We start from the raw sequence: 22,707 nt of genomic DNA on the forward strand, positions 1-22,707 counted from the left end.
TTACTCAGCCTCCCCGGCTCAGTCGGCGTCGGTGCCGGCCAGCGCGGCCCGTACCAGGTCGTCGACGGCCATGTTCTGGATCGCGTCGCTGTTGTCGGTGGTCGCTCGCGCGGCCGGGTCGGGCGTGGCCAACGGGCCGGCCAGCGCGACGAGGCTGTCGAGCAGGCCGGAGGCGCGCAGCGCGGCCGGGGTCAGCGACGCCAGCAGGGCCCGGACCGCGTCGTCGTCCAGCGGTGCGGCCGGCGCGGGCAGGCCCGGCAGCAGTTCGGTGAGCAGGAAAGCCGCCAGCGTCACCGGATTCGGGTAGTCGAACATCAGGGTGGCGGGCAGTCGGATACCGGCGGCGGCCTGCAACCGGTTACGCAGCTCGATCGCGGCCAGCGAGTCCAGTCCCATCTCGGTGAAGCCGCGCTGCACGTCGATGGCGTGCGGTTCGTCGTGGCGTACGGCGGCGACGTGGGTGCGTACCAGATCAAGCAGGACCTGGTCGCGCTCGGCGGGTGACAGACCGGCCAGGCGCTGCTCCAGGCTGGCGGTGTTGGCCGCCGGGGCGGCGGCGGGGCGGGCCGGGGCCGGCGTGCCGGCCCGGACCGGCCGGGTAACGGCGCGGCCGGCGAGTTCACGGAAGATCGCCGAGACGGCCGACGCATTCGCGGCCAGCGCGGGCGGGTCGACCCGCATCGGCACCAGCACCGGTTCGTCCATCGCCACGGCCTCGTCGAACAGCACCAGCCCCTCGGCCGACGACATCGGCGGCATGCCGAGGCGGACGAGGCGCTGCTCCTCCTGCCCGACGTCGAGGCCGGGGCCGCCGAGGCCGGTCTGGGTGGTCCACAGCCCGAACACCAGGGCGGTGGCGGGCAGGCCCTCGGCGCGGCGGTGCGCGGCCAGCGCGTCGGCGAACCGGTTGGCCGCCGCGTAACTGCCCTGCCCGGCGCCCAGGGCAAGCCCGGAGATCGAGGAGAACAGCACGAACGCGGTCAGGTCGAGCCCGGCGGTCAGCTCGTGCAGGTGCCAGGCACCGTCGACCTTGGGTCGCAGGACCCGGTCGACCTGCTCGGCGGTGATCTGCTCGGTGAGCGCGTTGTCCATCACCCCGGCGGCGTGGACGACCCCGCGCAGCGGGTGCGCGGCGGGCACGGCCGCGAGCAGCTCGGCCAGGTCGGCGCGGTCCGCGACGTCGCAGGCGGCGACCCGCACGTGCACGCCGAGCGCGGTCAGTTCGGCGACGAGGCCCGCGGCAGCCGGGGCCGCCGCGCCGCTGCGGCTGGTCAGCAGCAGCTGGCGTACGCCGTGGACGGTCGCCAGGTGCCGCGCCACCAGGGCACCGAGGCCGCTGGTGCCACCGGTGACCAGCACGGTGCCGGACGGGTCCCAGGGCGCGGTGCTGCGTTCGGTGTCGACGGCGGGCACCGGGGTGAGCCGGGGCACCCGCACGTCGGCGCCGCGTACGGCGAGTTCGGGTTCGCCGAGAGCGGCGAGCGGCGGGGTGATCCGGGCGCCGTCGTCGAGGTCGACGAGCAGGATCCGGTCCGGGTGTTCCTGCTGGACGGCCCGGATCAGGCCAGCCACCGGCGCCTGGGCCAGGTCGGCGGGAATCCCGTCGACGCTGACCGCGCCACGGGTGACCAGCATCAGCCGCGAACGCTGCCAGCGGTTGTCGGCCAACCAGGCCCGGACCAGGGTGAGCACGTGGTCGAGCGCCGCCCGGACACCGGCCGTGGGCGGCGGTACCGGCCCGGACCCGGCGAGCGCCGCGCTGACGTCGTGCAACACGAGCTGCGGTACGGGGATCGCGGCGGCCAGCGCGCCGAGGTCGGCGTGTACGGGCAGGCCGAGGCCGAACGTGTCGGTACCGAGCACCGCCCAGTCCCCGGCGACGGCGTCCTGTGCGGTGCCGGTGGGCAGGCTGGTCCAGCCGACCCGGAACAGCGACTCGTGCAGCCGGGTGCCGGTGGACGCGGCGGCCGCGGCGGCGACCCGGTCCGGGGTGACCGCGCGTACGACCAGCGACTCGACGGTGGCGACGGGGTTGCCGGCGGTGTCGGACAGGTCGAGGCGTACGGCGTCGGAGCCGACGGAACTGTCCGAACCGACCCAGTTGATCCGGACCCGCAACCGGGCCAGGCCGCCGTGATGTACGGAGACGCCGGTCCACGCGAACGGCAGCTGCGACGCGCCGATGTCCTGCGGTTTGCGGCCGCCGAGGAAGTCGGTGGCGCTGAGCGCGGCGTCGAGCAGCGACGGGTGCACCCGGAACCCGGCGGCCTGGTCGGCGGCGTCGTCGGGCAGCGCGACCTCGGCGAAGATCTCCCGGTCCCGGCGCCAGACCGCCTTCAGGCCCCGGAACATCGGGCCGTAGTGGTAGCCCTGGCTGGTCAGGTAGTCGTAGACATCGGTGATGTCGACGCTCTGCGCGCCCGGCGGCGGCCACGCCTCGGTCGACGGGGTGGGCACCCGGTCACCGACCGGTCCGAGCACGCCGGAGGCGTGGCGGGTCCACGGCACGTGCGCGGCGGCGTCCTCGACGCGGGAGTGGACGGTCACCGACCGGCGCCCGGACGCGTCGGCCCCACCCACGGTCACCTGCACGGCGGTTCCCCCGGTACGCGGCAGCGGCATCAGCGCCTCGATGGTCAGCTCGTCGATCACGGGGCAGCCGACCTCCTCCCCGGCGCGTACGGCCAGTTCGACGTAGCCGGTGCCGGGCAGCAGCACGGTGCCGAGCACGTCGTGGTCGGCGAGCCACGGCTGGGTGTGCAGGCTGAGCCGGCCGGTGAGCACCACCCCGTCGGTCTCCGGATCGGCGATCACGGCGCTGAGCAGCGGGTGACGGGCGGGTGCCTGGCCGAGGTCGACCACGTCGGCGGTGCGGCCGGCGGGCGCCGCGAGCCAGAACCGGCGCCGTTCGAAGGCGTACGTGGGCAGCTCGACGCGGCGGGCGCCGGCGAACAGCGCCGCCCAGTCCGGGGTGACACCCGCGCAGTGCAGCCGGGCCAGGGAGGTGAGCAGCACCTCGGTCGGGTCGACGCCGCGCCGGGCGGTCGGCACGACGAGCCGGTCCAGGCTGGTCGGCACGCTCGCCACGAGTGCGGTGAGCACCGCGTCGGGGCCGATCTCCAGCACCCGGGTCACCCCGAGCCCGTCGAGGGCGGCGACGCCGTCGGCGAAGCGGACCGCGTCGCGTACGTGGCGCACCCAGTAACCGGGTGCGGACAGCTCGCCGGGTGCGGCGAGCGCCCCGGTCACGTTCGACACCACGGGCAGCAGCGGCTCGTGATAGGACAGGGTGCGAGCGACCTCGCCCAACCCGGCCAGCATCGGTTCCATCAGCGGCGAGTGGAACGCGTGCGAGACGCGCAGGCGGGTGGTGCGTCGGCCCATCGCCTCCAACCGGGCGGCCACCTCGGCGACGCCACCCTCCTCACCGGAGAGCACCACCGAGTGCGGGCCGTTGACGGCGGCGACCCCGACCCGACCGGTGAGCAGGCCGGTCACCTCGTCCTCGGTGGCCTGTACGGCGACCATCGCGCCACCGGCCGGCAGGGCCCCCATGAGCCGGCCGCGCGCGGCGACGAGCGCGCACGCGTCGGCGAGGGTGAACACGCCCGCCACGTGCGCGGCGGCGATCTCACCGACGGAGTGCCCGAGCACGACGTCCGGGGCCAGGCCCCAGGCGACGAGCAGCCGGTGCAGGGCCACCTCGTAGGCGAACAGCGCGCTCTGCGTGTAGGCGGTCTGGTGCAGCAACTCGGCCTGCGGGTCGTCGGCGTCAGCGAACATCAGGTCCCGCAGCGAGCGCCCGAGCAGCGGGTCGAGGTGCTTGCAGACCTCGTCCAGCGCGGCGGCGAACGGCGGGTAGGCGGCGTACAGGCCGCGGCCCATGCCGGCGCGCTGCGCACCCTGACCGGAGAACGCGTACGCGGTCAGCCCGTCACCGACGGCGGTGCCGGTGACGACGGTCGCCGCCGTGCTCTCCTGGCCCCGGGCCAGGTCGTGCAGCGCGGCGAGCGCGGCGGCGCGGTCGGTGGCCAGCAGGACGGCCCGGTGCTCCAGCATGGCGCGTCCGGCGGCCAGCGAGTAGCCGACGTCGGCGAGGTCCAGGGCCGGGTTGCCGAGCAGGTGCTCGTGCAGGCGGTCGGCCTGTTCGGCCAGGGTCGCGGCGGTGCGGGCCGACACGGTCAGCGGCACGGCCGGGCCGGCGGGTCGCGGCGTCGGGGCCGGCGCCGCGTCCGGGTCGGCCGGGGCCTCCTCGATGATGACGTGGGCGTTGGTGCCGCTGAGCCCGAACGAGGAGACGCCGGCACGGCGGGGCCGGCCGTCGCGCCGCCACGGCACCGGTTCGGTGAGCAGCCGTACGTCTCCGGTGGCCCAGTCGACCTGCGGCGAGGGCTCATCGACGTGCAACGTACGGGGCAGCAGCTCGTGGCGCAGCGCCATCACCATCTTGATCACACCGCTGACCCCGGCGGCGGCCTGGGCGTGACCGATGTTCGACTTGATCGAGCCGAGCCACAGCGGGCTGCCCCCGGCCCGCCCCTGCCCGTACGTCGCCAGCAGTGCCTGCGCCTCGATCGGGTCGCCGAGTCGGGTGCCGGTGCCGTGGCCCTCGACGGCGTCCACGTCGGTGACGGACAGCCCGGCGCCGGCCAGCGCCCGTTGGATGACACGCTGCTGGGACGGCCCGTTGGGGGCGGTGAGCCCGTTCGACGCCCCGTCCTGGTTGATCGCCGAACCGCGCACCACGGCGAGCACGGGGTGACCCAGCCGGCGGGCGTCGGACAGGCGCTCGACCAGCAGCAGGCCGATGCCCTCGGCCCAGCCGGTGCCGTCGGCCGCCCCGGCGAACGCGCGGCAGCGGCCGTCGGCGGACAGGCCGCGCTGCTGGCTGAAGTCGACGAAGATGTCCGGGGTCGGCATCACGGTGACGCCACCGGCCAGCGCCATCGACACCTCGCCCGACCGCAGCGCCTGGCAGGCCATGTGCAGCGCGACCAGCGACGACGAGCAGGCGGTGTCGACGGTGACGGCGGGCCCCTCCAGCCCGAGGGCGTACGCGACCCGGCCGGAGGCGATGCTGCCGGCGCTGCCGTTGCCGAGGTAACCGGCGAGGTCCTCGGGCGGCTCGGGCAGGCGGCTGCCGTAGTCGTGGTACATGACGCCGACGTACACGCCGGTGTTGCTGCCGCGCATGGTGGTCGGGTCGATCCCGGCCGACTCGAACGCCTCCCACGAGCCCTGGAGCAGCAGCCGCTGCTGCGGGTCCATGGCCAGCGCCTCGCGGGGCATGATGCCGAAGAACTCGGGGTCGAACTCGGTCGCGCCGGACAGGAACCCGCCCTCGCGTACGTAGGTGTGCCCGGCGCGGCCCGGCTCCGGGTCGTACAGGGAATCGATGTCCCAACCACGGTCGCCGGGGAACTCGCCGACGGCGTCGCGGCCCTCGGCGACGAGCCGCCACAGGTCCTCGGCGGAGCGGACACCGCCCGGGAACCGGCAGCTCACCGCGACGATCGCGATCGGGTCGTCGGCGGCGGTGACGGGAACGGCGGTGGGCGCGGCCGGGCCGGTCGCCGACCCGCCGAAGGTGGTGTCGATCAGCTCGGCGATGGCGCGGGCGGTCGGATGGTCGAACGCGAGGGTGGCGGGCAGCCGCAGGCCGGTGCTCGAATTGAGGGCGTTGCGCAGTTCGACCGCGGCGAGCGAGTCGAAGCCGAGTTCGCGCAACGCCCGGTCGGGGCCGACGGCGTCGAGGTCGGGGTGGCCGAGCACCCCGGCCACCGCGCCACGGACAAGTTCGAGCAGCGTACGTCGCCGCTGTGCCGCACCCTGACCGGTCAGCCGGCCGCGCAACGCACCGCTGCCCGGGGCGGTGCCGGCCGGGTTGGCGCGCCGGGCCGGGGGCCGGACCAGGCCGCGCAGCGCGGCGGGCGGTTCACCGGTACGGGCGCGCAACGCGTCGTGGTCGACGCGCAGCGGCAGCACCACCGGGTCCGTACCGCACAGGGCGGCGTCGAGCAGCGCCAGGGCTTGCGGGGCGGTCAGCGCGGGCAGGCCGAGCCGGGCCACCCGGTCCAGGTCGGCGTCGGTGATTTCGGCGCCGAGACCGCTGTCCAGCGCCCACATGCCGTAGCCGAGCGCGACCGCGGGCAGTCCCTCGGCGTGCCGGAGCGCGGCGAGGGCGTCGAGGAACACGTTGGCGGCGGCGTAGTTGCCCTGGCCGGCGGCGAGCACGGTGCCGCCGGCCGAGGAGAGCAGCACGAAGGCGCGCAGGTCCAGGTCGCGGGTGAGTTCGTGCAGGTGCCAGGCACCGTCGACCTTCGGGGCGAGCACGGTGTCCAGGCGCTGCGGGGTGAGCGCGTCGACCAGGGCGCTGTCGGCGGTGCCGGCGGCGTGCACGACGGCGGTGAGCGGGTGCTCGGCCGACACGTCGGCGAGCAGCCGTACCAGCGCCGACCGGTCGGCGACGTCGCAGGCGGCGATGGTGACGTCGGCACCGAGCGCGGCCAGGTCGGCGCGCAGCTCGGCGGCACCGGGGGTGTACGGGCCGCGCCGCCCGGTGAGCAGCAGGTGGCGTACGCCGTGCTCGGCGGCCAGGTGTCGGGCGATCAGCGCGCCGATGCCGGTGAGCCCACCGGTGATCAGCACCGTGCCGTCGCCCGCCCACGGGCCGGCGACGGGGGCCGGTTCGATCCGGTTCAGCCCGGGGGTGAGCACCTTCCCGGCGCGCAGTGCCACCTCCGGTTCGGTGCCGGCGGCGACGGCCGGGGCGAGCGCGGTCGAGGCGTCGGTGCCGTCGGTGTCGGCGAGCACGAACCGGCCGGGGTGTTCGGCCTGGGCGGCGCGTACCAGTCCCCAGACCGGGGCCTGGACGGGGTCGACGGTGTCGGCGCCGGTCGCGGCGACGGCACCGGTGGTGAGCACGAGCAGGGTGGCGGTGGCGTGACGCTCGTCGGCGAGCCACGCGTGCAGCGAGCCCAGCACCTGGTGGGTGACCGTACGCACCGCCGTGGGCACGTCCCCGGCGGGCGTGCCGACGGCGAGCACCGCCGCCGTGGCGGGCGGTGCGTCGGCGAGGGTGGCCAGGTCACCGTCGACGGTGGCCGGGGTCGCGGCGGGCTGCCAGTCGAGCCGCCACAGGGCGGCGGCCTGCCCGGCCCGGTCGAGTTGGGCGGCGGACACCGGCCGGGAGGCCAGCGCGTCCACGGACAGGACCGGGTGTCCCGCGTCGTCGGTGACGGTGATCGCGGTCAGCTCGTCGCCGCGCAGCCGGCGCAGGTGCACCCGCAGTGTGGTGGCGCCGGTGGCGTGCAGGCTGACGCCGGTCCAGGCGAACGGCAGCAGCGTGCTGTCCTGGTCGTCCAGCAGGTCGGCGTGCATCGCCGCGTCGAGCAGCGCCGGGTGCAGCGCGCACCGGGCGGCGTCGGCCCGGGCGGACTGCGGCAGCGCGACCTCGGCCCAGAGGTCGTCGCCGTGCCGCCAGGCCCGCTGGAGTCCCTGGAAGACCGGACCGTAGCGGTAGCCGCGTGCGGCCAGCCGCCGGTAGGCGTCGTCGCCGATCGGGGTGGCGCCGGCGGGCGGCCAGGCGGTCGGCGGCGCGGTGGGTGTGCTGCCGGGTGCCGGGCTGAGGGTTCCGGTGGCGTGGCGCAGCCAGGAGCGGTCGCCGTGCTCGGCGCGCGAGTGGATGTGCACCGGCCGCCGCGAGCCGTCGCCGTCGGGACCGACCACCACCCGCACCGACACCCCGCCGGTGGCCGGCAGCAGCAGCGGCGCCTCGATGGTCAGCTCCTCGATCCGGGCGCAGCCGGCCTCCTGCCCGGCCCGCAGGGCCAGCTCCACGAAACCGGTGCCGGGCAGCAGTACGGCGCCGAGCACCTCGTGGTCGGACAGCCAGCCGTGGCTGTCGCGCGACAGCCGCCCGGTGAGCACCACTCCCCCACTGTCCGGGGTGGCGATGACGGCGCTGAGCAGCGGATGCTCGACGCTGTCGATGCCGGCGGAGGTGACGTCGCGGGCGGTGGCGAGTCCGCTGTCGAGCCAGTAGCGACGGCGCTGGAAGGCGTACGTCGGCAGGTCGACCGTGCCGGTGTGCTGCCCGGCGAAGTAGGCGGCCCAGTCGACGTGATGCCCCCGGGCATAGGCCCGGCCGACCCCGGCGAGCAGTTCCCCGGCCTCGGGGCGGCCGCGCCGTTGCAGGCTGACGAAGGCCACGTCGTCGTCGACCGTGTGCCGGCCGAGCGTGGACAGCACCGCGTCGGGGCCGATCTCGATCATGGTGGTGACGCCGTGCGCCGCCAGTTCGCGTACGCCGTCGGAGAACCGCACCGGCTCGCGTACGTGCCGGACCCAGTGGTCCGGTGAGGTCAGCTCGTCGGCCGTGACCGGGGCACCGGTCCGGTTCGACACGATCGGGATCGTCGGCGGCGCGTAGTCCAGGCCGGCGGCGACCTCGGCAAACTCGGCCAGCATCGGGTCCATCAGCGGCGAGTGGAAGGCGTGCGACACCCTGAGCCAGCCGACCCGTCGACCCAGGCCCTCGAAGTGCGTCACCACCGCGAGAACCGCGTCGCCGGCCCCGGAGACCACTATCGACTCCGGACCGTTGATCGCCGCGATGCCGACCGTCTCGTCCCCGACCCCGGCAAGCACCTCGGCGACCTCGGCCTCGGTCGCCTGGATCGACGCCATCACCCCACCGGACGGCAACGCCTGCATCAGCCGACCGCGCGCCGCCACCAACCGGACCGCGTCCGGCAACGACCACACCCCCGCCACGTACGCGGCGGACAACTCACCGATCGAATGACCGGCCAGGTAGTCCGGCCGCACACCCCAGTCGTCGAGGAGTCGGAACAGGGCCACCTCCACCGCGAACAGGGCGCACTGGGCGTAACCGGTCCGGTTCAACAACTCCTGGTCCTCGCCCCAGATCACGTCACGCAACGGGCGATCGAGGTGGGTGTCGAACTCGGTGAGGACCTCGTCGAACACCGACGCGAAGACCGGGTACGCGGCGTACAGCTCGCGGCCCATGCCGAGACGCTGCGCGCCCTGACCGGTGAACAGCATGGCCAGGCGGCCCGGACCCGCCTCGTCGGCGATGCCCTCGCCGCCCGCGAGGCGGTCCAGCCCGGACACGGCCTCGAAGAGGTCGGCGCCCACGACAACGGCCCGGTGTTCGAGGGCGGCGCGGGTGGTGGCCAGCGCCGCCGCGATGGCGGCCGGGGCGGCGTCGGTGCCGGGCAGTGCCTCGCGCAGTCGGGCCGCCTGCGCGGCGAGGGCCTGCCGGGAGCGGGCCGACAGCACCCACGGCAGCGGGCCGGTGGGGGCGGCCGTCGCGGGCACGGGGTCGGCGGCGGGAGCCTGTTCCAGGATCACGTGGGCGTTGGTGCCGCTGATGCCGAACGACGACACCCCGGCCCGGCGCGGCCTGCCGGTCCGCGGCCAGTCGACCCGGTCGCTCAGCAGCGCGACCGCACCGGTGGACCAGTCCACCTCGGGCGACGGTTCGTCGGCGTGCAGGGTGCGGGGCAGTACGCCGTGCCGCATCGCCTGGACCATCTTGATCACACCGGCGACGCCGGCGGCGGCCTGGGCGTGGCCGAGGTTCGACTTCACCGAGCCCAGCCAGAGCGGGCTGCCCTCGGCACGGCCCTGGCCGTACGTGGCCAGCAGCGCCTGCGCCTCGATCGGGTCACCGAGGGTGGTGCCGGTGCCGTGGCCGTCGACCGCGTCGACGTCGCCGGTGTCGAGCCCGGCCGAGGCCAGCGCCTGCCGGATGACCCGCTGCTGGGACGGCCCATTGGGGGCGGTGAGCCCGTTCGAGGCGCCGTCGGAGTTGACGGCCGAGCCGCGTACCAGGGCCAGCACCCGGTGGCCGTGGCGCCGCGCGTCGGAGAGCCGTTCCAGCAGCAGTACGCCGACGCCCTCGGCCCAGCCGGTGCCGTCGGCCCCGGCGCCGAAGGACTTGCAGCGCCCATCGGGGGCCTGCCCGCCCTGGCGGCTCATGTCGACGAAGGTGTCCGGGGTGGACATGACGGTGACGCCACCGGCCAGGGCGAGCGAGCACTCGCCGCCGCGCAGCGCCTGAGCCGCCCAGTGCAGCGCGACCAGCGACGACGAGCAGGCGGTGTCGACGGTGACGGCGGGCCCCTCCAGGCCCAGCGCGTACGCGACCCGGCCGGACACGACGCTGGCCAGGCTGCCGTTGCCGAGGTAACCGGCGACCTCCTCGGGCATCGGGCCCAGCCGCAGGCCCCAGTCGTGGTACATGACGCCGGCGAAGACACCGGTGTCGCTGCCGCGCAGCGTGTGCGGGTCGATCCCGGCGCGTTCGAGAGTCTCCCAGGCGACCTCCAGCAGCAGCCGCTGCTGCGGGTCCATGGCCTGCGCCTCACGGGGGCTGATGTCGAAGAACGCGGCGTCGAACTCGGCGGCGTCGTGCAGGAAGCCGCCCTCGCGGGTGTGGCTGCGGCCCGCGACGGTGCGGGTCGGGTCGTACAGGTCGGCGGGCCAGCCACGGTCGGCCGGGAACGGCGACACCGCGTCGACGCCGTCGGCGACGAGCCGCCACAGGTCCTCGGGCGAGCTGACCCCACCGGGGTAGCGGCAGGCCATGCCCACGATCGCTATCGGGTCGTCGGTGTCGCGCGGCGCGGCGGCCACGGCCCGCGCCGGTACGGCCGACGCCCCGCGCAGGACCCCGTCGAGGTACGCGGTCAGCGCGGCCGGGGTCGGGTAGTCGAACGTGAGGGTGGCGGTCAGCCGCAGGCCGGTTGCCGCGTTGAGCCGGTTCCGCAGCTCCACCGCGGCCAGCGAGTCGAAGCCGATCTCGGTGAACGGGCGGCTCGGGCCGATCGCCGTGGCGCCGTCGTGGCCGAGCACCTCGGCGACGTGCCGCCGGACCAGCGTGAGCAGCGCGTCCCGGCGCTGTCCGGCGTCGAGCCCGGCGAAGGCGTCCCCGGCGGCCGGCGGCGCGGCCTGGGCGGCGCGGCGGGCCGGCGGGCGGACCAGGCCGCGCAGCAGCGCCGGGACACCGTCGGTGCGACGGCGTACGGCGGGCAGGTCGAGGCGGACCGGGGCCACCGCCGGTTCGCCGCAGCCGAGGGCGTCGTCGAACAGCGGCAGGCTGTCGGCGGCGGTCAGGGACAGCACACCGGAGCGGTCCAGCCGGCGCCGGGCGGCGTCGTCCAACCCGGCGCCCATGCCGCCCGCGTCGCTCCACAGGCCCCAGGCCAGCGACGTGGCGGGCAGCCCCGCCGCGTGCCGGTGCGCGGCGAGCGCGTCGAGGAACACGTTGGCGGCGGCGTAGCCGGCCTGGCCGGCGTTGTCGAACAGGGTGGCGGTCGAGGAGAACAGGGCGAACATCCGCAGTGGGTGTTCGCGGGTGAGTTGGTGCAGGTGCCAGGCGGCGTCCACCTTCGGCCGGAGCACCGCGTCCAGGCGGTCCGGGGTGAGCGTGCCGAGCAGGCCGTCGTCGAGCACCCCGGCGGCGTGCACGACGCCGGTGAGCGGGTGCGCCGGGTCGATCCGGTCGAGCAGGGCGCGCAGCGCGACCGGGTCGGCGGTGTCGCAGGCGGCGACGGTCACCGACGCGCCGAGCCGTTCGAGTTCGGCGCGCAGGTCGGTCGCGCCGGGGGCGGCCGGGCCTCGGCGACCGGCCAGCAGCAGGTGGCGTACGCCGTGCACGGTCACCAGGTGCCGGGCCAGGTGGCTGGCGATGCCGCCGGTGCCGCCGGTGATCAGGACGGTGCCGTCGCCGTGCCGCCACGGGGTGGCGGTGGCTTCGAGCGGGGTCAGGCGGGGCGCGTAGGCGGCGGTGCCGCGTACGGCGAGTTCGGGCTCGCCGGTGGCCAACGCGGCGGCCAGCACCGGCGGGATGGTGTCGGTGTCGAGGTCGGCCAGCACGAACCGGCCGGGGTGCTCGGCCTGCGCGGCGCGCACCAGGCCCCAGACCGGGGCCTGGGCCAGGTCGACGGCGGCGCCGGCGGCCGGGACGGCGGCGCGGGTCGCGATGACGAGGGTGGCCCGCGCGTAACGTTCGTCGGCCAGCCACGACCGGATCAGCGTCAACGTCCGCGCCGTCGCCGCGCGCACCGCCGCCGGCAGGTCGTCGGGGGCCGCGTGGACGGCGTTCGCCGCGTCGGCGGCAGCGGGGTCGACGGCGGCAACATGGCCGGAGGTGGCCGGCGGGTCGATCCGGGCCAGCACGAAGGCCGGCACCGGGCCGTCGCCGAGGTGTCCGATCTCGACGGGTGTCGTGGCCGGGACCGCCGGCAGGGTCAGGTCGGTCCACCGGACCGCGTGCAGGTTGCCGCGCCGGACCGGGCCGGTGCCGGTGCGGTCGGCGGCGACGGGACGGACCAGGTAGGAGTCGATGGTCGCGACGGGCCCGCCGGTCGGGTCGGCCAGGTGCAGGCTCACCTCGTCGGGCCCGGTGGCGGTGATCCGGACCCGCAGCGCGTTCGCGCCACCGGCGTGCAGGGTCGCGCCGGTCCAGGCGAACGGCAACCGGGTGCGCCCATCGCGGGCGGTGCCGGCGTCGGGGCCGGTGGCGAGGTCGGTGAGGTGCAGGGCCGCGTCGAGCAGCGCCGGGTGCAGACCGTACGAGGCGGCCTGACTCCGGGTTGCCTCGGGCAGCGCGACCTCGGCGTACACCTCGCCGCCGAGCCGCCAGGCGGCGCGCACGCCCTGGAACACGGGCCCGTACCCGTAGCCCTGCCCGGCGAGGCCGGGGTAGAGCCCGCCGACGTCGATCGGCTGCGCGCCGGGCGGCGGCCACGCGGTCAAATCGGCGGCGACGCCGGTCGGGGCCGGGGCGAGCACGCCGCCGGCGTGCCGGGTCCAGCCGTCCGGGTCCGCGTCCGGTCGAGACCAGATCTCGACGGTACGTCGACCGTCCGCCCCCGCCGCACCGACCGCGACCTGCACCGCGACACCGCCGGCGGCGGGCAGTTCCAGCGGGGCGGCCATGGTCAGTTCCTCGACTGTGCCGCAGCCGGCCCGGTCACCGGCGTGGATCGCCAACTCCAGGTAGCAGGTGCCCGGCAGCAGCACCGCGCCGCCGATCACGTGGTCGGCCAGCCACGGGTGGGTACGCAGCGACAGCCGTCCGGTCAGCACCAGCCCGTCGTCGCCGGCCAGCCCGACCAGCGCACCGAGCAGCGGATGCTCGGCGGCGGACTGGCCGAGTCCGGTGGCGTCGCCGCCGGTGACCGGGGTGAGCCAGAACCGCCTGCGCTGGAACGGGTACGGCGGCAGGTCGAGGCGCCGGGCACCGCGCCCGGTGTAGAAGCCGGCCCAGTCGACGGCGCCGCCGCGCACGTGTACGGCGGCGACCGCGTCGACCAGGGCGCGCGGCTCGTCGCGGTCGCGGCGCAGCACCGGGACGAAGATCGCGGAGGTGTCGGCGGGCAGGCAGCCGGGTCCCAGGCCGGACAGGACCGCGTCGGGTCCGAGTTCGAGGAACGTGTCCACGCCCTGGTCGGCGAGGCGGCGTACGGCGTCGCGGAAGCGTACTGCCGCGCGCACGTGCTCGACCCAGTATTCGGGTGAGCCGAGCTGGTCGTCGGTGGCGGGCAGGCCGGTGACGGTGGAGACGATCGGCAGCCGGGCCGGGTGGTACGTGAGGACCTGCGCGACGCGGCGGAACTCGGCCAGCATCGGTTCCATCAGCGGGGAGTGGAAGGCGTGACTGACCCGCAACCGATTGGTCCGCCGGCCCTGTTCGGCGAACCGGTCGGCCAGCCGCAGCACCTGCTCCCGTACGCCGGAAAGCACCACGGAGTTGTCGCCGTTGACCGCGGCCACGGTGACGCCGTCGGTGAGCAGCGGCGTGACCTCGTCCTCGGTGGCCTGCACCGCGACCATGGCGCCGCCCTCGGGTAGCTGCCACATCAGGCGGCCACGGGCGGCGACGAGGGTGGCGGCGTCGTCCAGGGACAGCACCCCGGCGACGTGCGCGGCGGCGATCTCGCCGATCGAGTGTCCGGCGAGGTAGTCGGGTCGTACGCCCCAGGATTCGAGCAGCCGGTAGAGGGCGACCTCGACGGCGAACAGGGCGGGCTGGGCGTAACGGGTCTGCTCCAGCAGCCGCGCCGGCGCGGTGTCCTCGGCGGCGAACAGCACATCCCACAGGGAGACGTCGAGTTGCAGGTCGAGGTAGCCGATGGCTTCGGCGAGCGCGTCGGCGAAGACGGGGTGGGTCTCGTAGAGGCGCCGGCCCATGCCGGGCCGCTGGCTGCCCTGGCCGGTGAACAGGAACGCGGTGCCGCCGCTGGTGGCCGTACCGGTGTGCCCGGCGGGTTCGCCCGCCGCCAGGGCGGTCAGCGCGCGGCGCAGCTCGTCGGCGTCGTCGGCGACGAGGACGGCGCGGTGCGGCAGCGCCGCCCGGGTCGCGCCGAGGGAGTAGCCGAGGTCGGTAAGGTCCGGGGCGGTGGTGTCCAGCAGGGACAGCACCCGCCCTGCCTGGGCGCGGAGCGCGTCGGGGTGCCGGGCGGACAGCACCACGGCGGCGGGCGCGGCCGGGTACGTGGCGGTGGCCGGCTGCTCCGGCTCGGCCGGGGGCTGTTCCAGGATGACGTGGGCGTTGGTGCCGCTGATGCCGAACGCGGACACCCCCGCCCGACGCGGGCGGTCCCCGACGGCGGTCCAGTCCACCGGGCCGGTGAGCAGCCGTACGTTGCCGGCGGTCCAGTCCACGTTGGGCGACGGGGCGTCAACGTGCAGGGTGGTGGGCAGGGTCTCGTGCGCCATCGCCATGATCATCTTGATCACACTGGCGACCCCACCGGCCGCCTGGGTGTGGCCCAGGTTCGACTTGACCGAGCCGAGCCAGAGCGGGCTGCCGGCCGGACGGTCCTGCCCGTACGTGGCGATGATCGCCTGCGCCTCGATCGGGTCGCCCAGCGTGGTGCCGGTGCCGTGCGCCTCGACCACGTCCACGTCGGCCGGGCGCAACCCGGCGTCGGCCAGGGCCTGACGGATCAGGCGCTGCTGGGCGGTGCCGCTGGGGGCGGTGAGGCCGTTGCTGGCGCCGTCGGAGTTGACCGCCGAGCCACGGACCACGGCCAGCACCCGGTGCCCCCGGCGGCGGGCCGCCGACAGCCGCTCCACCACCAGCAGGCCCACGCCCTCGGCGAAGCCGGTGCCGTCGGCGGCGGCCGCGAACGCCTTGACCCGCCCGTCCGGGGCCAGGCCCCGCTGGCGGCTGAACGCGGTGAACATGCCGGGGCTGCCCATCACCGCGACACCGCCGACCAGCGCCAGATCGCACTCGCCCCGGCGCAGCGCCTGCACGGCCAGGTGCAGCGACACGATCGAGCCGGAGCAGGCGGTGTCCACGGTGACCGCCGGCCCCTCCAGGCCCAGCACGTACGCGACCCGGCCGGAGGCCAGGCTCGGGGCGTTGCCGGTCATCAGGTAGCCGTCGAGCCCCTCCGGGGCCTCGTGCACGCGCGGGCCGTACTCGTGCACCTCGGCGCCGACGAAGACGCCGGTCAGGCTGCCGTTGAGGCGCAGCGGGTCGATACCGGCCCGTTCCAGGGCCTCCCACGCCGTCTCCAGCACCACCCGCTGCTGCGGGTCCATGGCCAGCGCCTCACGCGGGCTGATGCCGAAGAAGTCGGCGTCGAACCCGGTGCCGGTGGACAGGAAGCCGCCCCGGTCGACGTAGCTGCGGCCGGTCGCGCCGGGGTCGGCGTCGAACATGTTGTCCAGGTCCCAGCCCCGGTCGGTGGGGAACGGCGCCAGCACCTCGCGTTCCTCGGCCACCAACCGCCACAGGTCCTCCGGGGAGTAGATCTCACCCGGGAAGCGGCAGCCGATGCCGACGACCACCACCGGGTCGTCGGCGGCGGAGGCGTCCGCCGGCCGGGGTGCCGGTTGCGCCACCTCGGCGGACCGGCCCAACAACCGGGTACGCAGGTACTCGGCGAGCAGCGCCGGGGTGGGATGGTCGAACGCGACCGTCGGCGGCATGGCCAGCCCGGTCGCCTCGTTCAGCCGCGCCTGGAGGTCGACCAGGGCCAGCGAGTCCACCCCGAGGTCGCGGAACGAGGTGTACGCCTCGACCCGGGGCTGTTCGTCGGGCCGGGAGTGGCGCAGCGCGGCGTCGGTCTGCGCGCAGACCAGCGCCACCAGTTCGCGATTCTGGTCCGGTGCGGCGAGCCCGGCGAGCCGGGCGGCCAGTGCGGCCCGCCGGGCGGTTCCGTCGGCGTCCGGCCCCGTCACGAAGCTGTTGGAGTCGCTCACTGCAAGCACCCACACTCTCCCCGACCCGCCGCGAGAACGCGGACGGGCCTCGGCCGGAACTGGCGAACACGCACGTACGCGGCACGGTAAGCAGGCCGCCGTGACCCGCTCCACCCCTAGCCGACCCCTGAAAGGTCGACCCGCCACAGTGAGGGGTGACCCCGGTTCAGCGGGGCGGGGCCGGCTCCCCGTCGTAGCGGCGACGCACGTACGACAGGTCGGCCAGCAGGCCCGCCGAGGTGACCCGGCCGCGCCGCCCGGCGGTGTCGACGAGCCCGGCCAGCGGCAGCGCGCCGAGGTCGGCCCAGTCCAGTCGGCCCTGCTCGTCCAGGTAGCTGCGGGCCCGCCCGGCGTTGTCGGGGTGCACGCAGTACGGCACATCCAGGTAGCCCCGCGCGAACGCGGCCAGCAGTGCCCGGCCGATGTCGGAGTCGAGTTCGAGCACCGCGTCGATCAGGGCCCGCGCCTGCCGGTACACCGGTGCCGCCTCGCCGCCGTCGCGACCGGTGTCGGGGGCGGTACGGGCGGCGACCGCGGCGGCGTACTCCAGGGCGGCGACGTTCTCCTGGGTGGTCGGGATGCGCCGCGCCTCGGCGACGGTCTTGACGATCAGGCGCTCGGATCCGGTGGCGCGGGCCAGCTCGGCCGCCTTACCCAGCAGCCGGTAGCAGCCCTCGTCGGTCTGCGGGTAGACACCCATGTACGCGTAGATCACCACGTGCCAGTTCGGGGTGGGCAGCAGCTGGGCGCAGAGCCGGCGCAGCGCGTACACGGCTTCGACGTCCTGGTCCTGGTTGACCTGCTGGGCGTAGCTGACCGAGACGCTGCGCACCCCGTGCTGGTGGAAGAAGAGCGCCTCCAGCACGCTCAGCGCCACCAGCAGCGCGGGCGGGGCGAGCTGGCCCAGCATGCACCCGCCGAACGTCTCCAGGTGCGGTTCGACACCCAACTCGCGCAGCCCGGCGAACCGCGCCGCGCAGTCGGCCCAGTTGCGCACCGACACCGCCAGCGGCGTACGCCCGTACGGCAGGCAGTACGACACCGGGCCGCCCTCGGTCGCGTTGATCCGCAGGGCGGTCAGCGCCGCGAAGATGTCACCGGGCACCGCCGACCCGTGCCGCACCTGCACCGGGAACGTCTCGTCCCGGATCCCGGCGAGCACCTGCCCGGTGACCGCCGGATCGTGGGTGACGATCGGGTACCCGTTGAGCGGCGTACCGTCGCGCAGCGCGGCCGAGGCCGCGGCGAGGTCGCCGACCCGGGTGTAGCTGTCCAGCGTGATCGTGCCGACGGAGGTGGCTCGGGCGGCCTTCGTCGCGGCCAGACCGAACCGCATCCGGGCCGGGGCGCCGAACCCCATCCGGGGTTGGACGACCAGTTCCCCGCGCGCGGCGGCGGCCCGGACGAACGCGCCGAAGTCGACCGGCGTACCGCCCGGCGCCGGCACGTCGGCGCGGGGCGACCGGAGTCCGCTCACGCCGCGACCGCGGGCGCGTCGGCCGGCGCCGACCCCGGCCGCAGCCGGGTCAGGTAGCCCGCGAACTGCGTCAGCTCGTCGGGCCCGCCGGTGAACACCGAGTCGAAGCCGGCCTCGGCCAGCTCGCGGGCCCGCCCGGAGTCGTCGTCGGACACGCCGAGCTTGCCCCCGATGACAACCGGCAGCCCGGCCAGCTCCGGTGCGGCCCGCAGGGCGGCGATCGCGCGCAGGCCGTCGGCGTAGCCGTGTCCGTTGACGCTGCTGAGCACCACCAGCGTCGGGGCCAGCCGGGCGCACTCGTCGACCAGCAGTTGCTCGGGTACGCACGGGCCCAGGTTCACCACCCGGTAGCCCTGTTCCTCCAGCAGCAGTTGCAGGAACACCAGGTTCCAGGTGTGCGCGTCGGAGACCAGGCCGCTGACGATCACGGTGCCGCGGGCGGCGGCGGGCTCAGCCGAGGGCACCGGCCTCGACCACCGTTCGCGCGTACGGCACCGGCTGGTGGGAGCGGTGGTGCTCGATCCGCGACGCCGACACCACCTCGCCGGACCGCAGCAGCACCTCCAGCGGCGCCGGGCGGCCCAGGAACATCAGCAGGCTGGCGGTCACCCCGTACGCGCCGGTGTTGGGAATCTCGACCAGGTCGCCGGGTTCCAGGTCGGCGGGCAGCGCGATCTCCCGGCCGAGCAGGTCGCCGGGGGTGCACAGCGGGCCAACGAGGGTGCCCCGCTCGGTCGGGCCGTCCGGCTCCAGCTCCAGCGCCACCGCGACCGGCATCAGCCGGCCCAGGCCGGACATGCCGCCGAAGGTGTTGATGCCCGCGTCCACGATGACGTAACGACGTCCCCGGCTGATCTTGACGTTGCTGACCTCGGTGACCAGGGTGCCGGCGGCGCCGACGAGGAACCGCCCGGACTCGAACGCGATCCGGGGCGCACCGGACCGCCAGCCCGGCAGGTGCCGGTCCAGCGCGGTCTCCAGCCGGTCGCGCAGGTTCGGGTACGACCCACGACGACCGGGCACACCGTACGGGGCGGTGAATCCGCCGCCGATGTCCAGCAGCCGCAGCGGCAGCTCCAGCGCGGCGGACAGGCGCGCGGCCAGCTCGATGGTGTGCTCGAACTCGCCGATCAGGGCGTCCTCGTCGCGGGCGTTGCTCAGCGGGAACAGGTGCATGCCGGCCAGCCGTACCCCGTCGGCCCGGCGCAGCGACGGCATCGCCTCGGCCAGGGTCTCGCTGTCGAAGCCAAACTGTGACGGGGTGCCGGTCATCCGGATGCTGGTGGTGGCGCTGGCGTCGGCGCTGTTGATCCGCAGCAGGCAGTCGGCGACGACGCCGTGGGCCGCCGCGACCGCGCCGACCCGCCGTACGTCGGTCACCGAGTCGGTGGAGAACACCCGTACGCCGCGACCGATCGCCTCGTGCAACTCGCCGATGGTCTTGCCGGGTCCGGTGTAGAGGCACTCCTCGGCGCGGTAACCGGCGGTCAGCGCGGCGGCCAGTTCACCGGTGGAGCTGATCTCGGCGCGGCAGCCGCGCTCGCCGCCCTCGCGCAGCGCTCGGGCCAGTTCCGGATGCGGGTTGGCCTTGAACGCGTAGAACAGCTCGGCGCCGTCCGGCAGTGCCGTGAACAGCTCGTGCCGGGCCAGGGCGACCTCGTCGAGGTCGTAGACGTAGAGCGGGGTGCCGTAACGGGCAGCGAGGGCGGCGTGGCGGGTCATGCCGGCTCTCCGTCCAGCAGTCGGGTCAGCGCGTCGCGCGCGTTCTTGCCGTGCAGCGTCATCGGCAGCTGTGGCAGCACCCGGCAGATCGCCGGGACCTTGGCCAGTTCCAGCCGCTGGGCCAGCTCCTTCAGTACGACGTGCGGCGCGAGGTCGTCGCTCTCCACGAAGATCACCAGGTCGCGGTCGCCGTCGGGGGGCAGCACCGCCGCCGCGCGTACGCCGAGGATGTCCATGGCCGCCGCCTCGATCTCCAGCGTGCCCATCCGGATGCCCTTGCGTTTGAACATGTCGTCGCGGCGCCCCTCGAAGTAGAGGTAGCCGTCGGCGTCGAGGCATCCGTAGTCACCGGTGTGCAGGCGCGGGCCGGCGCCGTCCGGGTCGGGACGGAACGTACGCGCCGACAGCTCCGGCATGCGCCAGTAGCCGGGCATGACGTGCGGGCCACTGACCACTATCTCGCCGACGTCGCCGGTGGGCACCGGGGCACCGTCGTCGTCCAGGATGTGCACGGTGGTGCCGGGCAGCGGCAGACCGACCGACAGCGGCAACTCGCCGTCGCGCTCGGGCGGCATGATGGACACCCGCTTGCACTCGGTCTGCCCGAACTGGCGCACCACCCGCGTGCCGGGGAAGAACTCTCGCAGCGCGGCGATGGTGGTGGCCGGCAACGCGGCGCCGGTGTTGGTGAACATCCGTACCCGGGGCAGCTCGCGGTGCCGGGGCGCCATCGTGGTGATCATGGTGGCGAGCGACGGGACGATCGGCACCACCGTCGCACCGGTCTCCCGCATCCGGCTGAGCAGCACCAGGTCGGACTCCTCGCCGGCCAGCACGATCCGACTGCCGCCGAGGCAGCACAGCAGCACCTTGTAGAGGCCGTAGTCCCAGGACAGCGGGAAGCGGCAGAACACCACGTCGTCGGGCCGGTAGCCGAGCACCTGCTGGATGGCGCGGCAGGCGAAGACGACCTGCGCGTGCGGGCCGATGACCGCCTTCGGCGCGGCGGTGCTGCCCGAGGTGTAGATCAGTACGGCGACGTCGTCGGGGCGCACCTCGACCGGCTCCGCCGGCCGGTCGGCCAGCGACCGCACCTCGTCCCAGATCTCGGCCAGGTCGTGCACCGGCGCCGGGCTGATCCGCCCCAGCCGCCCGACCGAGGGCGCGTCGGCGAGCACCAGCGCCGGTTGCGCGTTGGCGAACACCGACACCAGGTGGAACTCCTTCATCGCCGGGTTTAGCGGCACGAACACCACGCCGGCCCGCGACGCCCCGTAGAACATCGCTACCAGCCGGCGGTCGCTGGGCAGCTGCGTCACCAGCCGCTCCCCGGCCGCGACACCGCGCCCGCGCAGCCAGTGCGCGAAGCCCACGCTCAGCCGGGCCAACTCGCGGTAGGTCAGCTCGCCGACCGCGTCGACCACGGCGACGGCGTCGGGCGTACGCGTCGCGGTGTCGTCCAGCAGCTCGTGCACCAGGCTCGGTGGGGCTGCGGCTCCGGCTGACCGGCCGTCCCGGGGATCCACGATGACGCTCTCCGTTCGCAGCAGGACCGACGCGCGACGGTCGACACCGACACCCGTCCGTCGAGAAGCTATCCAGCCGGTCCGCGCCGCTCACACCCCTAAGTTGGGCCGCGTACCCCTAGTCCGTCCCCGGCTCGGCGGCCTCGGCGGCCAGCCGCGACCGGTCGATCTTGCGGTTGGGGTTGAGCGGGAACTCGTCGAGATGCCGGTATTGGCGGGGCACCATCGCGGCGGGCAGGGTCTGCCGCAGCCGGCGGGCCAGGTCCACCGGGGGCACCGGCCGCCCGGTGTAGAACGCCACCAGCTCGGTGCCGCGCTCACCCGACCGGGTGACGGTCGCCGCATCCTGTACGCCGTCGCAGCCGCGCAACGCGTGCTCGATCTCGGCCAGCTCGACCCGTACGCCGCCGACCTGCACCTGCGCGTCCAGCCGCCCCAGGTAGATCAGCTCGTCGCCGGGCAGCCGCCGGACCCGGTCCCCGGTGCGGTACCACAGCCTGCCGTCGCGCTTCAGGAACCGGCCCTCGTCGTCGGCCGGGTCGAGGTATCCGGCGGTCATCTGCGGCCCGGTGACACACAGCTCACCCTCGTCGGCCGCGATCCCGCCGTCCGGTGCCAGCAGCAGGTGGTCGTGCCCCGGATGCACCGCGCCGATCGGCACGAGCCCGTTGACGCACAGGTCGGGCGAGCGTCGCGGGTCCCAGCGGTGCCCGGACACGGTCACCGTCAGCTCGGTCGGCCCGTAGATGTTCTCCACCGTGGACGCGTCGGCCGCCGCCAACCAGTCGGCGACGTCGGCGGCCTTGAGCGCCTCACCGGCGAACAGGCTCCAGCGCAGGCCGGGCAGCCCGCCGGGGGCCAGGCCGCCCATCCGGCGGATCAGGGCGATGGCGCTGGGGGTGGAGAACCACACGGTCAGGCCGGTGTCGGCGGCGAACCGGGGCAGCGACCGGTACGCCGCCGCCGGCACCGCCTGCACCACCGCACCCGCGTCCCAGGCGCAGAACAGGTCGAACATGGCGCAGTCGAAGTTCAGGTCGAACGTCTGCGAGAACACGTCGGACGAGGTGAACCCGTACCGGGTGGACATCAGGTCGAAGTAGTGGCGGGTGCTGGCGTGGCTGATCGGCACCCCCTTCGGCCGCCCCGTCGACCCCGACGTGAACAGGACGTACGCGGTATCGGAACCGCTCACCGGCCGGGGCTCGGCCAGCCGGTCGCCGGGGTGGGCGACGATCCGCCGTACCGCCGTGGCCGGGTCGGGATCGGGCAGGTCCGGCGCGTACACCGCCACGTCGACACCGGTGGAGGCCAACTCCTCAAGCACGGCCAGGCCCCGGTCGTCGGCGAGCACCACGGACACCCCGGCCGCCGCCAGCATGGCCCCGGTACGGGCGGGCGGGAAGTCGGGGTGCAGCGGCACCACGGCCGCACCGGTGTAGAGGCCGGCCAGCACACCCGCGTACGCGATGATGTCCTTGGTGGCCAGCACCCCGACCGCCGGCCGCGGACCCGGCAGTGCGGTCACCGGCAGTGCGGTCAGCAGTGTCCCGGCCCACCGCGACGCCAACTCGTGCAGCTCACGGTAGGTGACAGCACGCCCGCCGACCCGCAGCGCGTCGCGGTCGGGTGAGCTGGCGAGCCCGCGCAGGAAACGCGCGTGCAGCGCGGGATCGGCGTCGCCGGTCATCGGGGGTCCTCCGAGGGAATAGGGGGTCACCTGGGGTTGTG

General features: G+C 75.1%; 6 protein-coding genes. All 6 read right to left on the bottom strand.

The window, feature by feature from the left end:
• Positions 1-18: 18 nt before the first annotated feature.
• On the bottom strand, positions 19-16,260 hold the full coding sequence (locus OG792_RS21730; RefSeq protein ID WP_329101682.1) for a type I polyketide synthase: 16,242 nt from the start codon (positions 16,258-16,260) through the stop codon (positions 19-21).
• A gap of 157 nt (positions 16,261-16,417) precedes the next feature.
• Positions 16,418-17,698: a methylaspartate mutase gene (locus OG792_RS21735; RefSeq protein ID WP_442932492.1), complete on the bottom strand. Its 1,281-nt coding sequence runs from the start codon at positions 17,696-17,698 to the stop codon at positions 16,418-16,420.
• A 26-nt stretch (positions 17,699-17,724) separates the two neighbouring features.
• A complete protein-coding gene (locus OG792_RS21740; RefSeq protein WP_329101686.1) occupies positions 17,725-18,192 on the bottom strand; it encodes a cobalamin B12-binding domain-containing protein in 468 nt (155 codons plus the stop codon).
• The gene (locus tag OG792_RS21745) at positions 18,179-19,450 is read right to left on the bottom strand and encodes a type III PLP-dependent enzyme (protein ID WP_329101688.1); all 1,272 of its coding nucleotides are present in this window, start codon (positions 19,448-19,450) and stop codon (positions 18,179-18,181) included. Before OG792_RS21745 ends, OG792_RS21740 begins: the two co-directional genes overlap by 14 nt.
• Positions 19,447-20,976 (bottom strand): AMP-binding protein, encoded by a 1,530-nt coding sequence (locus tag OG792_RS21750; protein WP_329101689.1) that lies wholly within the window; start codon positions 20,974-20,976, stop codon positions 19,447-19,449. The genes OG792_RS21745 and OG792_RS21750 overlap by 4 nt, the downstream gene beginning before the upstream one ends.
• A gap of 118 nt (positions 20,977-21,094) precedes the next feature.
• Complete coding sequence (locus tag OG792_RS21755; RefSeq protein WP_329101691.1) at positions 21,095-22,666, bottom strand: AMP-binding protein; 1,572 nt, start codon at positions 22,664-22,666, stop codon at positions 21,095-21,097.
• Positions 22,667-22,707: the final 41 nt, after the last annotated feature.

This window comes from Micromonospora sp. NBC_01699, assembly GCF_036250065.1.
In the GTDB taxonomy this organism is placed as follows: domain Bacteria; phylum Actinomycetota; class Actinomycetes; order Mycobacteriales; family Micromonosporaceae; genus Micromonospora_G.